General features: G+C 49.0%; 13 protein-coding genes. 10 read left to right on the top strand and 3 right to left on the bottom strand.

The annotated features are described in order from the left end of the window. Position 1 precedes the first annotated feature (1 nt). From FHW36_RS24580 to FHW36_RS30605, 3 genes are all read left to right on the top strand, one after another. On the top strand, positions 2-1,420 hold the full coding sequence (locus FHW36_RS24580) for a phytoene desaturase family protein (RefSeq protein ID WP_145673082.1): 1,419 nt from the start codon (positions 2-4) through the stop codon (positions 1,418-1,420). An 83-nt stretch (positions 1,421-1,503) separates the two neighbouring features. Beyond that, a complete protein-coding gene (locus FHW36_RS24575; protein WP_145673081.1) occupies positions 1,504-3,162 on the top strand; it encodes a hypothetical protein in 1,659 nt (552 codons plus the stop codon). A gap of 29 nt (positions 3,163-3,191) precedes the next feature. Then, a complete protein-coding gene (locus FHW36_RS30605; protein WP_186452585.1) occupies positions 3,192-4,811 on the top strand; it encodes a hypothetical protein in 1,620 nt (539 codons plus the stop codon). Position 4,812: 1 nt separating this feature from the next. Here FHW36_RS30605 and FHW36_RS24565 read toward each other — a convergent pair whose 3' ends face one another. Further along, complete coding sequence (locus FHW36_RS24565; protein ID WP_145673080.1) at positions 4,813-7,308, bottom strand: Hsp70 family protein; 2,496 nt, start codon at positions 7,306-7,308, stop codon at positions 4,813-4,815. Next, positions 7,305-7,634, bottom strand: coding sequence for a hypothetical protein (locus FHW36_RS24560; protein ID WP_186452584.1), 330 nt, complete (start codon positions 7,632-7,634; stop codon positions 7,305-7,307). The genes FHW36_RS24565 and FHW36_RS24560 overlap by 4 nt, the downstream gene beginning before the upstream one ends. Before the next feature lie 280 nt (positions 7,635-7,914). Here FHW36_RS24560 and FHW36_RS24555 point away from each other — a divergent pair, with 280 nt between their 5' ends. The 4 genes from FHW36_RS24555 (at position 7,915) to FHW36_RS24545 (ending at position 11,832) form a co-directional block, all read left to right on the top strand. After that, a complete protein-coding gene (locus tag FHW36_RS24555; protein WP_145673078.1) occupies positions 7,915-8,775 on the top strand; it encodes a sugar phosphate isomerase/epimerase family protein in 861 nt (286 codons plus the stop codon). Positions 8,776-8,794: 19 nt separating this feature from the next. Next, positions 8,795-10,159 carry a Gfo/Idh/MocA family protein gene (locus FHW36_RS24550; RefSeq protein WP_145673076.1) on the top strand — a complete coding sequence of 455 codons (1,365 nt, stop codon included), beginning with the start codon at positions 8,795-8,797 and terminating at the stop codon, positions 10,157-10,159. 33 nt (positions 10,160-10,192) lie between these two features. Then, positions 10,193-10,324, top strand: a complete 132-nt coding sequence (locus tag FHW36_RS30980; RefSeq protein ID WP_262713402.1) for a hypothetical protein — start codon at positions 10,193-10,195, stop codon at positions 10,322-10,324. Between the two features lie 65 nt (positions 10,325-10,389). Further along, a complete protein-coding gene (locus FHW36_RS24545; protein ID WP_222429166.1) occupies positions 10,390-11,832 on the top strand; it encodes an arylsulfatase in 1,443 nt (480 codons plus the stop codon). Here the strand turns inward: FHW36_RS24545 and FHW36_RS24540 are convergent. Further along, positions 11,829-12,815: an aldo/keto reductase gene (locus tag FHW36_RS24540; RefSeq protein ID WP_145673075.1), complete on the bottom strand. Its 987-nt coding sequence runs from the start codon at positions 12,813-12,815 to the stop codon at positions 11,829-11,831. The genes FHW36_RS24545 and FHW36_RS24540 overlap by 4 nt on opposite strands. Before the next feature lie 161 nt (positions 12,816-12,976). Here FHW36_RS24540 and FHW36_RS24535 point away from each other — a divergent pair, with 161 nt between their 5' ends. The 3 genes from FHW36_RS24535 to FHW36_RS24525 all read left to right on the top strand — a co-directional run bounded on the left by FHW36_RS24535 (position 12,977) and on the right by FHW36_RS24525 (position 15,041). Further along, positions 12,977-13,888 carry a helix-turn-helix domain-containing protein gene (locus FHW36_RS24535; RefSeq protein WP_145673073.1) on the top strand — a complete coding sequence of 304 codons (912 nt, stop codon included), beginning with the start codon at positions 12,977-12,979 and terminating at the stop codon, positions 13,886-13,888. A 57-nt stretch (positions 13,889-13,945) separates the two neighbouring features. Next, positions 13,946-14,374 (top strand): SRPBCC domain-containing protein, encoded by a 429-nt coding sequence (locus FHW36_RS24530; protein ID WP_145673071.1) that lies wholly within the window; start codon positions 13,946-13,948, stop codon positions 14,372-14,374. A 100-nt stretch (positions 14,375-14,474) separates the two neighbouring features. After that, positions 14,475-15,041: a YceI family protein gene (locus FHW36_RS24525; protein ID WP_145673069.1), complete on the top strand. Its 567-nt coding sequence runs from the start codon at positions 14,475-14,477 to the stop codon at positions 15,039-15,041. Positions 15,042-15,087 lie beyond the last annotated feature (46 nt).

Genomic DNA, 15,087 nt, shown 5'->3' with positions numbered 1-15,087 from the left:
TATGGAGAAGAAAGATTACGATGCCATTGTAGTAGGTTCAGGGCCTAATGGTCTGTGTGCCGCCATCAGGCTGCAACAGCAGGGGCTGTCGGTATTGCTGCTGGAATCGCGGGATACTATTGGCGGTGGTATGCGTACACAGGAGCTTACCTTACCGGGCTTTTTACATGATGTATGTGCGGCGGTACATCCCATGGCGTTGGGCTCTCCCTACCTGTCGCAGTTGCCGCTGGCAAAATACGGACTGGAATTTATTCATTCGCCGCTGGCGATGGCGCATCCATTTGATGATGGCACGGCGGCTTTTTTGTCGCGTTCCATTGATGAAACAGCCGACGCACTGAGGGGCGACGGCCCCGCTTATCGTAGCCTGATAGCGCCGGTGGCGGCACATTGGGAAGAGATAGCAGGAGACAGCCTGGGTCCATTTTCCTTTCCCAATCATCCCCTGATCATGGCCCGGTTTGGCGTACATGCCTTGCGCTCTGCGGATGCCATTGCCAGGCGATTTGTTACGCCGGCGGCCAAAGGTTTATGGGCCGGTATCGCCGGCCATAGCATTCAACCGCTTACTAATCTCACTACAGCAGCGGTAGGTATGGTACTCGCAGCAGCGGGGCATCGTCATGGATGGCCCATTCCCAAAGGCGGTTCGCGGGCGATCGGCAATGCGCTCCTGCATCATTTCGAATCGCTGGGCGGCGAAATTCAAACAGGCGTACATGTTAGTTCGCTGGCGCAGCTGCCCTCGCATCATGCGGTGCTGTTTGACCTCACACCTAAACAATTATTGCAGATTGCGGGCAACCAGTTTACACCGCATTACCGGCAGCAGCTGCAACGTTATCGTTACGGCCCCGGTGCATTTAAAGTGGACTGGGCTCTGAGCGGGCCTATCCCGTTTACGGCGGAAGCCTGCCGGAAAGCCGTGACCGTACACCTGGGCGGCACCTATGCTGAAATTGCCTTGTCGGAGCAGCGGGCCTACCAGGGCGAGTACAATGAAGCGCCTTTTGTATTGCTGGCACAACAAAGTTTGTTTGATCAACGGGCTCCTGCCGGCCAGCATACCGCCTGGGGGTATTGTCATGTACCCAACGGATCTACCACCGATATGACAGCCGCCATAGAAAAACAGGTGGAACGGTTTGCCCCGGGCTTCCGTGATTTGATCCTGGCGCGGCATACTTTTACGGCGCAACAGCTGGAAAGCTACAATCCCAATTATGTAGGCGGCGATATCAATGGAGGTATCCTGGATATCCGGCAACTATATACCCGGCCAGCCCTGCGATGGTCGCCCTATCGTACGGCTGCCAAAGGAATCTATATCTGTTCTTCTGCTACGCCTCCCGGCGGCGGCGTGCATGGCATGTGTGGATATCATGCCGCCAATACCGTATTAAAAGACCTCTTTTAACCCACTACGTATAGCCGTTTGAGATAGTAATAAGTCCTTTTTTTTCTTCCTGAGCCGCGTTATTTTTCGTAACTTAGAAAGGTATGAAATACCTGAATCCCATTACCTGGCTGGAGAAAATGAATGGGGCGGCCCTCGATATGTCAGATAATGCAGCGGTGACCCTTCTCCGGAAAAAAATGCTGGCAGAACTGGCGTTGTCAGAAGGACAGGTATTACAGGTAGCAGGTGAGTGGTTGAATAAGAACGACTTATTGCAGCTATTCGACTGTGTACAATCTCCTGCCCAATTTAGTTATTACCAACAGATTAAAGCAGACCCGGTGTTAACTAACTTCCTGGAAACGGGCAGAATCACAGCACTATTCATCGATACCCCACTCTATAAAGACGAGGCATTCCTGGCATTTATAGCCCCCTTTTATGGACCTTTGTTCACCACTGCCGTGTTGGACAGCATCAAACAGCGGGAGGTAGTTACCCTGCAATATCTGTTTGCCAATCCCCTGCTCCTTGATGCGGAGTATATGAAAACCAGCTTCGATAGCATTTTCCATCTGCTACGGGAACAGTATCAACAAGTAGAACAGGCCAAGGCAATCCTCGAAAAAAACAACCGGTATAACTGGAAGACAGTATTACCTTATCTCGACCATATCCAGGTACAGCTGCTAAATGCCTTGCCTGGCAACTTCCAGGAGTTCAGGAGCGATTATGGTATCCTGATGATCAATTTCGCGCTATTGCTTAATCGTCTAAACAGGAGCACGGCGGCAGCGGAGATCCTGCATGAAGTGAGTTCGTTGAAAACCATTACTTATGTACAGGAACAGCTGGCCATGTACCTGCCGCAGGTGGAGGAAAAGGCAGGCAAGAGCGTTACCTGGGGATTTATACTGGATTCCTGGCTGGGTCGCAAATTAGGGCAGATGGGTAAACCGACGGAATGGGGCATTAAGATTGGCGTCCTGGTATTGATCGTATTGATTTTTGTGCTGGGCGCCCTATTTGAAAAGCCACGTAAATTACCGCCCGATATTGCCACTTTTGAGCAAAGCAGCGATTTTGATGGCAGTCGCACGTATCATACCATGAAATATGTAGTGGCTGCATTGGAAAAGGAAGCCCGGAAAGCCAAACTGCCCCTCGAAGAACGCATGGCAGACAGTATTCAAACAGGCGACGATCCTTATGGCCCTGCATTTATGGACGCGGTGAGGAGGCAGGGAAATGAGGGAGCTACCTTTGTATTGCCGGCGTTTGACCATAATCTTACCCAGCTGCCGGAAGACAGTGACATGGCTTACCAGGATCCGCAACACCGGCAAAGTGTATGCGTGTTCAACCGGGTTAGCTTGTCAGGTATAGTGGCCCTGGTACAAACACCCGATTCATTTTATTCGCGATACGTTGCAGAAGGCGATAGTGTGTTCCTGCCCCTGCCTTTATCGCTCAGCAGGATTTATTTTTACGTAGGCACCGGCTGGGACCCGCAGCGGACGGTCAGGAAAGGAATGGAGAAAGTGCCGGCTTACCACCTGAGAGGCAGCTTTGTTTTATCGCTGTATAACTCTTCCACATTTTTGCGCCGCTCCTGCTTACAATTTAACCTGGATACCACGTATTGGAAAACTTCCAACCGTTATATCCCCATAGAAGTACGGCTATTCCAGGGACAGCGTTTGCAGCTAAAGCAATTGTCGGATAATTCCAATGGTATGGAGATGTATGAAGGCGAATGAGAGCTGTTTTTTTACTATTTTGCTTCCTGATGAAATACCTTAACCCGATTGTCTTCCTGGAGAAAATGAATGGGGCGCCTGTAGCGATCACGGATACCGCTGCGTTATCCCTTCTCCGGAAAAAAATGCTGGCAGAAATTGAGCTGTCAGACAGCAGGGTGCTTAATATCCATGGACAACTATTTACTAAAAATGACCTGCTGGTATTTTTTGATAGACTGCAGGATTCCCGGGAATTAAGTTGGCATCAACAGATAGCGGCCGACCAGCATTTATTGCATTTCCTGGAAACAGGTGTGCTGACCGGGGCATTTAAAACGTATAGTGATCCCAACTTCCTGGCTTTTATAGTACCTTATTACGAACCATTGTTTACCACGGCGGTGATCGATAGCCTGCAACGGCGGAAGGGGATGATTACGCAGCAACTATTTGCGAATCCACTATTGTTGGACGGGCCGGCTCAAACTACCTGCTACCGGCAAATACATCGTTGCCTGAAAGTAGAAGAGGAGAAACTGGGCATTGTGATTGAAAAATTACGGGCAAAGCAAACGCTTCCCCACAGGCAGTTTGAACAGTTTTTCGACCCCGGATGGATACAACAGCTGAACAGCCTGCCGGCGGAATTCCAGGTATTCAGAAGTGACTATGGTATCGGTTTGATCAACCTCGCCTTATCGATTTATGATACTTATTTTAAGCGGGGCATTGCTGTATTGGACTCGCTAGCGCAGCTGCAAACCAGCGACTATGTGCAGGAGCGGGGTGGGATACGTAAAAAGGAGTTACTGGTATGGAAAAAGCAACATCCGGCCGTCGGGAATGGAAAAGGAATCATGTCTTTATATTCCCGGCTACATGGGAAGACAGGAGGTGTATTTATCATGCTGGTGGTACCTCTGGCTATCATCCTGATTTTTAATGCGGTTCTTTCCGACAGAAGCCGTAACGGCAAGGGTACTGATGAAAAAAGTTACCTGGCAAATAGCCGTACGGCGGTGCATATGAATTATCTATTATCGCAGTTATCGAATGCCATCACAGGAAAGCTGGTAGGAGGGGTGGCAACTGGTAAACAGGTAGTGCCTAAAACAGGAGATGACGTATACGGCGCCGATTTTATGGCAGGTATACGCCAGATACCACATGCCCTGGGGATTGTTGGCACGGAAGATAGTTTTGAATTGCAGGATACTTTGGATGCTAATGCCCGGGCGGCGGACTGGGAGTTTGCACAGCATTTACGTCTTTCCAATAAAACACCGGCAGCAGTGATTGCATTGGTGCAGGCACGGGATTCGTTTTATTCCTGTTTTATATCGCCGGGTGATAGTGTTGTGCTGACACTGCCTGCGGTATCAAGGGTGTTTTTTTATGCCGGTACACAGTGGAGTAGTGCGATGCAGGCCGACAAGCCCTTGGGCGACAGTACCGCCTACCGTACGAAAGGCTTTTTTACGAAAGACTATCATCAGGCTAATGAGTTGCTTTTGCAGGCCAATCTAACCATTGTATTGGATCCACAGGAATGGCGTAGTACCAGCCGGGACAACCTGGCGGTAGAAATCCTGGATGAAAGCAACCGGTTGGTTCTGAATCTGCCGGGACCCACCGCTCCGGGAATCACCCTGTACCTGGGCGATTAAGTTAACTGATGCCGGTGCCTTTCAGCTGATCATCGGCTTTGCGGGTGTCGGGCATCAGGTTGTACAGTTGATTGACGGCTACTTTCAGTTCATCATAATTTTTCCTTTCCAGCGCTTTTTCACCGATCTCTTTAAAACGGGCCGCTGTTTGCGGGTCTGTAAAGGAGTTGGTGTCTATATTGGCGTAATAGTAATAGGCGCTGATCCAGGTTTCGGGCTTATGCCGCCTGATTTCCCAGCTGAGTTCATTCAGTTCATCTATTTTAGCTTTGATGGTATAGTAGCTGCGGGAGGACAGGAAACTGCTTTCATCGGCGATTATTTTTTCAAAGCGTTGCTGGCGGTTGCTGTCATTTTCTTCCTGGATGTAGTGCTGGCAGTTTTCTTTTTGCTGGAAATAACGGGAAGTAATGTCCAGTATCTGTTGCTCTTTCCCGGTGCTATCCAGCTGTTGCGACAGCTTACGTTTCTTTTCTTCCAGCTGATATTTTTCGTCGGTGATATCATCCGCGCTGAGTATTTCCAGGCGGTGACTGATATAATCCAGTTCCTGTTGAATGTTCTGGATGGTGGCTGCCAGCTCATATTGTTCGCTGGCGTTGAATGATTTTAGTTTGACGGCGGCTTGCTGCCTCAGTTGGCGGATATCGTTGAGTAGCTTGCCCGTATTGATTTTCCTTACCAGCGGATTAAAGACTTCTGAAAACTCCTGCTCATTCATGAGCAGTACCGCCTTCACAGACAGGTCCCTGCTTTCGCTGATTTGCAGGGTGATCTCTACATCGGAGCCCTTTACGAGGTCGGTGATGAGATCCGTGTTTTTTATTTCAATCATGCCCAGTGGTACGCAGCTGCCTGGGATGGCATAGCGACTGCCTTCCAGCACATTGATCAACAGGCTGTCTTCGCCGGTGCGGAGAATGGTTTTCGTTATTTCTTTTACAATGGTTTTCCGCAGGGGGAGGATCGCATTTTTTTCGAAGATGAGTTCCAGTTTAGTGGTATTGTTTTCCGGGTCATCTATTTCTATACAGATATCGTTGGGCAGTGGTTGTCCGTGTATATTGAACTTCCCCTGTGTGATTTCAATAATGGGAGTAGAGAGTGATATTTCGTTGTGTTGGGCATCAAATACCAGGATGTTGAAAATGTTGTTGCTGTTAGGCGCCAGGAGCAGCATTTCGGAAATACGTTCCTGTAGTGCTTTGATGCCGCTGTCGTAGCCACCATCGGTGCGCACAATGCGGTAGCTCAGCCCGCCCACCGGGCCGGTTACTACTGCTGTAAAGTATTCTTCCTGGTCGGCGGTATTTTTTTGGTAGGCAGTGCGGAAATGTATGTCGGGTGTACCTTCCGCAACAGGCTTCTTTTCAGGCGATTTTGAGGCCGATATAGTACGGGTGCCTGCATACCATGCCGCACCTGTTGCAACGGCCGTAGTAGGGTCCACACTGCAATTAACAGGTATGCCCAGTTGGGCAGCTACCTGTTGCTTTACCAGTGGAATATAGGTACTGCCTCCGATCATCACTACTTCTTCCAGGTTGGCAGCGCTGAGCTGGTTGCGTTCCAGTATTTTGCGAACCAGGTCGATAGAGTACTGTACCTGGTTGTAGATGACCCGTTCAAACTGTTCGCGGGTAACGGTAAGATAGACTTCTTCCTCGCCGTTGCCGGTGTCGAAGGAGAATTCCATTTCTGCCGAGGGGCTGTTGGTCAATTGTATTTTTACTTCTTCTGCCTTTTTCAGGAGAATGTGATACAGGGTGTTATATTTTCCGCGGGCGCTGCGCAGCGCGGTGAGCAGGTCGGGTAAAGCGTATTGTTGCTGGAGTTGTGGTACTACCAGTTGTTCGATCACTGCGATGTCGAAATCCACGCCGCCCAGGTAGTTATCTCCCTCATGGTCTATGACCCTCATTTCTCCATCTACAATTTTTACGAGGGCTACATCAAAGGTACCACCACCGAGGTCGTATACCAGCCATTGTCCCTGCAGGCTGCTGGCGTTGGCTTGCTTATTGGCAAATGCCAGGCTGGCGGCAATAGGTTCCTGTAGCAACAGTACCTCACTAAAACCGGCGTCGTTGCCGGCTTTCTTGGTAGCGTTGGACTGGATAGTATCGAAGGAAGCGGGGATGGTGATGACTACCGCTTCCGGTTTTTCGCCGGTATAAATAAAGTTCTTGAGTTCGCGCAGTACAATGGCGGATAGTTCCACCGGTGTTTTAAAATCGCCTGTATTGGGTACAAAGAAAGATTCAGAAGTACCCATTTTCCGTTTGAAGGAAGAGAATACATTTTCAGGATCTTTTTCAATGAGTTCCCGGGCCTTATCACCTACAATGATGCGATCTTTCCGGAAGGCTACCACGCTGGGTAATGTTTCCTTTTGTCCGAAGGGATTTTTGAAGATCTCTACCGCTCCCTGCTGAAATTTTCCGATCAGCGAGTTGGTGGTTCCCAGGTCTATGCCGAAATTAATTTGATTGTTCATCGTTTATTTTGCTGCGGCATTACCACCCCTTTTTGTAAAATGGATTTATGACCATCGGCGGTATAGTAAACCACCGGTTTAATGACGTTAACGATTTCCATGTTGTCCGACAGGTCGCCCGTAATACTGGCTTCATAATCTACCCTGGTTTCGCGATAGGGCTCACCCAGTGGGTTCAGGATAGTGTAGCCTGCTTCTTCAAAGTGCTGCTTAATGCGGTCGATATTACGTTGCAGGGATGCCAGCTCTGGTTTGGCAGCTGTTTTTTTATCCAGCTCAAATACCTGGTTAATGATCCTGATGTGAAAGGTGAATAGTGGGTCCATACGCAGGGTTGATAGTGCAGGCAAATATAGTTGATAATTTAATTTGTTTTGAGGGCGGTCGGAAGAGGTTAGAGCTTCTGATGAGGCTTCGGTTAAACAGTATCGGCGGTATTATGATACTCCACCATTGCCTCCATGCCGGATGATTATGGAAATTATTTCCTTCGGAAGAATTTCTAAAATATTTGAGTTTAATCCACTCCCCCCTTTTATTTTGTTTTTCCGGAATTAGATATTATCTTAAAGCATTCCGATTTCCACATTAAATCCATCCATCGTTATGAAAATAAGGCTGCTACTGCTTTTTTCCCTGTTTTTAAGCCCGCTTTTGCAATCGAATGCACAAACGCTTCCGGCCATCGGCATCTGCTCGTCTTATACCAACGACAGCCTGGCATCTGCCAACGGTTTTACCTTCCTGGAAGAAGCCGTCCGCAAGATACTTGCTCCCGCCCTGAGCGAGGGCCAGTTCAACGAACAACTGCAAGCTATCCGCCGTAGCCGCTGTAAGATTGAAAGCTGCAATGTATTCATCCCGGGGAATATCCGGCTTACCGGCGACTCAGTAGATGAGCGCAGGGTATTGGGATATGTAGACGCCGTTATGCGCCGCGCAAAAATAGCAGGGATAAAACTTATCGTATTGGGAAGTGGCGAAGCCCGCAAAATACCCGATGGCGCCGACCGCAAAAAGGTAGTGCAACAGTTTGTAGTACTGGGTCGAAAAATGGCCATCATAGCCGCAAAATATGACGTGGTAATTGCCATGGAAAACCTGAATACTTCCGAAACTAATTTTGTCAACACCCTGGCAGAGGGCAACGATATTGTACGCGCCATCGCTCACCCTAACTTCCGGCTCACGGCAGACATTTATCATATGCTGCGGGAGCATGAATCGCCGGAGAGCATCGAAAAAGCAAAGGGGATACTGGTGCATTGCCATATTGCAGAGCGGGAAAAGAGAACCCCGCCGGGACTGGCAGGCGACGATTTCCGTCCTTACCTGGCCGCCCTGCATAAGATTGGTTTCAACGGGCATATCATGATGGAATGCCGCTGGGAGGACCCCGCCAGGCAGTACAAGCCTGCCTACGAATATTTACATCAGCAACTCACCGAAGCCTGGACCACTCAATAAAAACTGAAATCTATCTCATATGTCTGCATCAAAAAAAACAAGACGGGAATTCCTGCAACAATCCTTACTGGCCGGCGCCGGTATTACCCTCAGCGCTATGGGCATGCCTGCCAGCAGCTACGCCCGCATTATGGGCGCCAACGATCGTGTTAATGTAGGCCTGGTCGGATTTTCTGACAGGGCCCGGCAGGCGCTGCTGCCCTCTTTTTTTAATAACAACAAAGAACTCAACTTCGACCTCATGGCGGTATCTGATATCTGGAACCGCCGCCGGGAAGAAGGAAAAGCTTTCCTGGAGCATAAAACAGGGCATAGTGTACAAGCCTGTGTGAATAACGATGAATTATACAATGTCAAAGATCTCGATGCCGTATTCATTGCCTCGGCCGATTTTCAGCATGCCTACCATACCATTGAAGCAGTAAAGAATAAATGTGATGTATATAGCGAGAAGCCATTTGCTGAAACCATGGAAGAAGCACGTAACGCGCTGAAAGCGGTGAAAGCATCCGGTCGCATTATGCAGGTGGGCACCCAGCGTCGCAGTGGTCCCAGCTATCATGCCGCTGCCGACTTTATCCAGCAAGGCAAGTTCGGGCCCATCACCATGGTGGAAATGACCTGGAACGTAAATCAGCCCGGCCGCTGGCGCCGCCCGGAACTGGTGAAGTCGATCCGCGAATCGGATACCGACTGGAAACGCTTCCTGGCAGGACGCCCGCATGATACCTGGGATCCCCGGAAATACCTGGAATTCCGCCTCTTCTGGCCCTATTCTTCCGGTATCTTCGGCCAGTGGATGACACATCAGATCGACACCGTTCACTGGTTCAGCGGCCTGAAACACCCCCGCAGTGCAGTCGCCAACGGTGGCATCTACATGTGGAAAGACGGACGCAAGAATGCCGACACCCTCACCGCGGTTTTTGACTATGGCCCGGAAAATGATCCCAACAACGGATTCCAGGTAATGTACAGCAGCCGTTTCCACAACTCTGCCGGTGGTACGAAGGAGATTTATTATTCCAACGGTGGCACTATTGATATGTCTACCAATAAGATCAGCCCAACCGGCGGACTCACGGAAAAAGAAGCCCAGGAAATGGGCCTGCATGCCAACCTGCTGCCCAACGTTACGCTGAGCAACGAAGATGCTGCCACTACCAGCGCCAACACCGGCGGCGATTCGCTCACCAATGCACATGTACGCAACTGGATGTCGTGTGTACGTGAACGTAAGCAACCCAATGCACCCATTGAAGCAGCATACTCGCACTCTATTGCCCTCATCATGGGCAATGCCGCCTATCGCACCGGCATGAAAGCTACTTTCGATGAAGCCACCCAGGAAGTAATGGTAGGCGGTAAAGTATTTACGCTCTAAACTTTACGGCCCCTCCAGGGAGAAGTAGAGAAAATGGCTTCCCAGGTGGCCATTATCCAGAAAGGCCGGTTGTTGTACGAAGGAGTTCCGCATACCGGCCAACAAAGCCTGGAAGAATTATTTATACAGCTCACTGCCAGTTCCTGCGCTGCGTCCTTGTTGTGAAAGAACAAGAATACTTTGTATTTTGACAGGGTGGCGTAAATATGGCCATCTAAGCAGTGAGAACTATGAACATGAAATTTATCCGCAAATGGGCGCCGGCTGCAGGGCTGGCGCTTTTAACCGCTTCTACGGCGCTGGGGCAGCAAAAGCCGGCAGCTACTCCTAACATCGTATTTATACTGGCCGATGATATGGGCTATGGAGATTTGAGTGTCTACGGACAACAAAAGTTCAGTACGCCTCACATTGATCAGCTGGCAAAGCAGGGCATGCGGTTCACCCAATTTTATGCCGGCACGTCGGTATGTGCGCCTTCCCGCGCCTCGCTGATTACCGGCCTGCATACCGGGCACACCTACATCCGCGGAAATAAAGAAATACAGCCCGAAGGGCAACAGCCTATAGCCGATACCGTTGTAACGGTAATGGAAGTATTGAAGCAGGCAGGATATGCCACCGGTATTTTCGGTAAATGGGGACTAGGCCCGGTGGGTTCTTCCGGCGATCCGCTGAAACATGGCACAGACCGGTTTTATGGTTACAACTGCCAGCGGGAATCTCACCGCTATTTTCCTACCCACCTCTGGGATAATGACCAGAAAGTAGTACTGGAAAAAAACGGGCAGCTGGCGCAAATGAAAACCTATGCCCCCGACCTGATACAAGCGCAGGCACTTCGCTTCCTGGAAGACCACCAGCATCAGCCGTTTTTCCTGTATCTCACCTATACATTACCTCACGCTGAACTGCAAGTGCCGGATGACAGCCTTTTCCGGCATTTTAAGGGGAGATATGCTGAAAAGCCCTATAAAGGCAACGATTACGGCCCCGGAGCTACCGTACCGGGCTATGCTTCCCAGCAATATCCGCATGCAACCTTTGCTACCATGGTTACCCGCCTGGATAACTACGTAGGCCAGGTAATGGAACGATTAAAAGCATTGGGACTGGATAGAAACACCCTCGTTATTTTCACCAGCGATAATGGTCCACATACCGAAGGAGGCGCCGATCCTGCTTTCTTCAATAGTGCCGGCGGTTTGAGAGGTGTCAAACGCGATTTGTATGAAGGAGGTATCCGGGAACCTTTTATTGCGCGCTGGCCGGGTAAAATAAAAGCCGGTAGCACCAATAATTTCCAGGGAGCCTTCTGGGATATTATGCCTACACTGGCCCAGGTGGCTAAGGCGCCTGTTGTGCCAGGCACGGACGGCGTATCGTTATTGCCTGCATTGACAGGAGGTAAGGGACAGCAACAACATAATTATCTCTATTGGGAGTTTCATGAAGACGGTGGGCGGCAGGCCGTTCGCCAGGGTAACTGGAAGGCGGTACGCCAAAAGGCACAACAGCATCCCGATGGTCCGGTGGAGCTATACGACTTATCTAAAGACCCGGCGGAAACAAATAATATAGCCGCCCATCACCCCGATATTACGGCGAAAATGGCGGCTATTATGAAAGAGGCGCATGTAGAAACGGCCTTATATCCTTTCTGGCGTCCTTAACTTTTATCGACCAGTCGATTCATTTGTTCGGTATACCGGTCGCCGGTATGAGGATATTTCCGGAGCAGTGCTTCCAGGTTTTCCAGGTCGGCGGCCGTTAACTGTACATCTACCGCTCCTGCATTGTCGAGCAGGTATTTTCTTCGCTTGGTGCCGGGAATAGGGATGATATTATCGCCCTGTGCCAGTACCCAGGCAATGGCTAATTGTGCTGCTGTACAGTTTTTACCGGCGGCCAGCTCCGCAAATCCGGCTACCAGTTTACGGTTGTTTTCTGCATATTCTTCCTGGTAGCGGGGTAGCAGTTTCCTGAAATCATCATCTGCCAGTTTGCTCACATCCAGGTCGGCGCTTACGAGGCCACGGGCCAGAGGACTGAAGGGAACGAAGGTTATTCCCAGCTCTTTACAAGTAGGGAGTATATCTTTTTCCACGTCCCTGGTGAGAAGGGAGTATTCACTTTGTAAGGCGCTGATAGGATGTACCGCATAAGCTTTGCGCAGGGTATTGGCAGAGGCCTCCGATAGTCCCAGGTAACGCACCTTCCCTTCTTTTACCAGCTCGGCCATAGCACCTACCATCTCTTCCACGGGCACATTCGGATCAATACGATGGGCATAGTATAAATCGATAACATCCGTTTGCAGGCGCTTTAAACTGGCTTCCACGGCTTTTCTCATATAGGCGGGCGAACCGTTAAATCCACTCACACCTGTGTTGGCATCGTATCCAAATCCAAACTTGGTAGCAATGAAAACTTTATCCCGGTTGGGTTTTAGGACCTTTGCAATCAGCTCTTCATTTTTTCCTGCGCCATATACATCGGCGGTATCCCAGAAATTGATGCCAATTTCAATGGCTTTTTCCAGGGTGGCAATCGACTCTGTATCATCGGGTACACCGTAGGCGTGGCTCATACCCATACAGCCCAGTCCAATGGCAGACAACTGTACATCTGTAGTTCCTAGTGTTCTGTACTTCATAAGATATTTTTCCTTTATGAATAATGATCTGATATAGCAAAAATAGGCAAGTATGGAAGGATGAAATTGTAAAATCAACAGTAATACTTGTAGTTTTCAAAGAAGATATCTCTCCCGGGCCTTTTTTAAAGGTAGGTATTATTCGTAATTTTATCTCACTTATGACGGCACCGCAAAATCAACGACAGCTAACCACACCCAATGGTATCACTACCATTACAGACTGGCTTTGTGATGAAATCAGGCTGACCCATACCATCAGCCATTTCGATAAACCCGGCGGGTTTGATGCCAGTAACGACCGGGATGTGGTACGGCTTCACTTCGGGCTGAAAGGCGATTACGCATTTGCCTACCGGCAGCTCAATCGTTCTTTCGACCTGGTGGGCGGCCATCATAATATCATGTATTCCAATGGGCTGGATATGACCGTGATGCCGAAAGCTTCTACCATAGAAACGTTTGGCATTGATTTTCCCCGGGAGCTGTTTATCTCTTTTACCCAACATGGTAATGACCACCTGCAACGGTTTTGTGAACAGGTATTGGCCGGCAACAGCGTGCTGCTGTCGGAGAGCTGGGGCGGCATTGACGCCGGTATCCAGCAGGTAATCGGACAAATACTGAACTGCCGTTATGCAGATCAGTTAAAGAAATTATTCCTGTTATCGAAAAGTATTGAATTGCTGGTGCTGTCTGCGGAAGCCTATAATTACGGGGTAGATAAAAAGAATGGCATCATTAAAAATAAAACAGATAAAGAGAAGATTATCGCGGTGCGCGACCTGATCAACGAACGCCTGAGCAATCCCCCGGGATTGAGTGAAATAGCACAGCTGGTAGGGCTGAATGAATACAAACTAAAACGGGGCTTCAAAGAAACATTCAACACCACGGTATTTGAATACCTTACGGGGCAACGCTTGCAGCTCGCCAATCAATATCTCCTTGATACCCAAAAAACATCCGCTGAAATAGCTTATGAGCTGGGATATGCCAGTCCGCAGCATTTCAATAATGCATTTAAGAAAAGATTTGGCGTTACTCCCAATTCGATTAGAATTAATCCGTAAAATGCAATCCTTCAAACTCAGGACCTCCTAATATTGTAATAACAAAAACACATTATTATGGATAAGCAATTGCAATTATCGGAATCCATCCACATTAACGCCCCTGCCTCCCGTGTATGGGAAGCCATCACCAATAAGACGTTGATCAAAGAATATTTTTTCGGAACAGATGTGGACAGCAACTGGCAAACCGGTAGCCGCGTTACCTGGTCGGGCGAATGGGATGGGAAACGCTATGAAGAAAAAGGCCTGGTGCTGGAGGTGGAGAAAGAAAAAAAACTGTCATACAGTTACCTGAGCACCGGGAAAGAAGATATACCGGATAATTATGCCGTTATTGTGTACGAGCTTGCCGCCAATGGCCATAATGATACCCGGTTCACCGTTTCCCAGGCAAACTTCGAAAACCAGGAAGCCTGTGATCATTCGAAAGAAAACTGGAAAAATATCCTGGCAGGGTTGAAGTCTGTGGCGGAAAGGAAATAAGGCGCCGCCTGTTTTGCCGGGCGATTTCGTTAACTATTGTAAAGGAAATCTGCTGGTTTTGTGATTTGGCAATACCAGGGTAATTGGTCAACTTTGTAGTATGAAAACGCCCGCATTTATTTCCCGCCTCCTGTTGTCTGGCCTGTTACTACTAGGCAGTATGCACCTTTTGGCGCAGCATTATGTGCCGGTAGATGAAGGATCTAAGGTGAAGTTTACCATTGTGAATCACCTTATTTTCAGTAGTACGGTAACGGGTTATTTTACCGGCTTAAAGGGTAACATACATTTTGATCCGGAAAAGCTGAAAGAAACGGCCATAGAAGCAACGGTAGCGGTGAATACGATTAATACAGGCATCGGAAAACGCGACCGGGACCTGATGGCGGAAAAATATTTTAATACCGTTAAATTCCCGGTAATGAAGCTGGTATCGACTTCCGTTACCGCAACAGGGAAACCTAACACTTACCAGTTTACCGGCGCCTTAACCATTAAAGGAATTACCAAAACCATCAGCTTCCCGTTTACCACCAATATGACGGCAGGCGGCTGCCAGTTCAATGGGCAGTTTGTGATTAACCGCAAAGATTTTCAGGTAGGCCCGGATAATGCCATTGATGATAAGCTGACGGTTATATTGAACGTACAGGCAAAGAAACAATAACCGTTCCGGTACCTGCCCGCAGATACCGGTAACGGTTATACGCTAA

The sequence above is a fragment of the Chitinophaga polysaccharea genome, assembly GCF_007829335.1.
Classification (GTDB): Bacteria; Bacteroidota; Bacteroidia; order Chitinophagales; family Chitinophagaceae; genus Chitinophaga; species Chitinophaga polysaccharea_B.
Note: the sequence above shows the minus strand (reverse complement) of the source record. Positions and strands in the feature narration are given on the sequence as shown.

Bases quoted from the DNA above. Each gene is read 5' to 3' on its own strand.
- FHW36_RS24580 (WP_145673082.1), top strand. From the start codon at position 2: ATGGAGAAGAAAGATTACGATGCCATTGTAGTAGGTTCAGGGCCTAAT.
- FHW36_RS24575 (WP_145673081.1), top strand. From the start codon at position 1,504: ATGAAATACCTGAATCCCATTACCTGGCTGGAGAAAATGAATGGGGCG.
- FHW36_RS30605 (WP_186452585.1), top strand. From the start codon at position 3,192: ATGAAATACCTTAACCCGATTGTCTTCCTGGAGAAAATGAATGGGGCG.
- FHW36_RS24565 (WP_145673080.1), bottom strand. From the start codon at position 7,308: ATGAACAATCAAATTAATTTCGGCATAGACCTGGGAACCACCAACTCG.
- FHW36_RS24560 (WP_186452584.1), bottom strand. From the start codon at position 7,634: ATGGACCCACTATTCACCTTTCACATCAGGATCATTAACCAGGTATTT.
- FHW36_RS24555 (WP_145673078.1), top strand. From the start codon at position 7,915: ATGAAAATAAGGCTGCTACTGCTTTTTTCCCTGTTTTTAAGCCCGCTT.
- FHW36_RS24550 (WP_145673076.1), top strand. From the start codon at position 8,795: ATGTCTGCATCAAAAAAAACAAGACGGGAATTCCTGCAACAATCCTTA.
- FHW36_RS30980 (WP_262713402.1), top strand. From the start codon at position 10,193: ATGGCTTCCCAGGTGGCCATTATCCAGAAAGGCCGGTTGTTGTACGAA.
- FHW36_RS24545 (WP_222429166.1), top strand. From the start codon at position 10,390: ATGAACATGAAATTTATCCGCAAATGGGCGCCGGCTGCAGGGCTGGCG.
- FHW36_RS24540 (WP_145673075.1), bottom strand. From the start codon at position 12,815: ATGAAGTACAGAACACTAGGAACTACAGATGTACAGTTGTCTGCCATT.
- FHW36_RS24535 (WP_145673073.1), top strand. From the start codon at position 12,977: ATGACGGCACCGCAAAATCAACGACAGCTAACCACACCCAATGGTATC.
- FHW36_RS24530 (WP_145673071.1), top strand. From the start codon at position 13,946: ATGGATAAGCAATTGCAATTATCGGAATCCATCCACATTAACGCCCCT.
- FHW36_RS24525 (WP_145673069.1), top strand. From the start codon at position 14,475: ATGAAAACGCCCGCATTTATTTCCCGCCTCCTGTTGTCTGGCCTGTTA.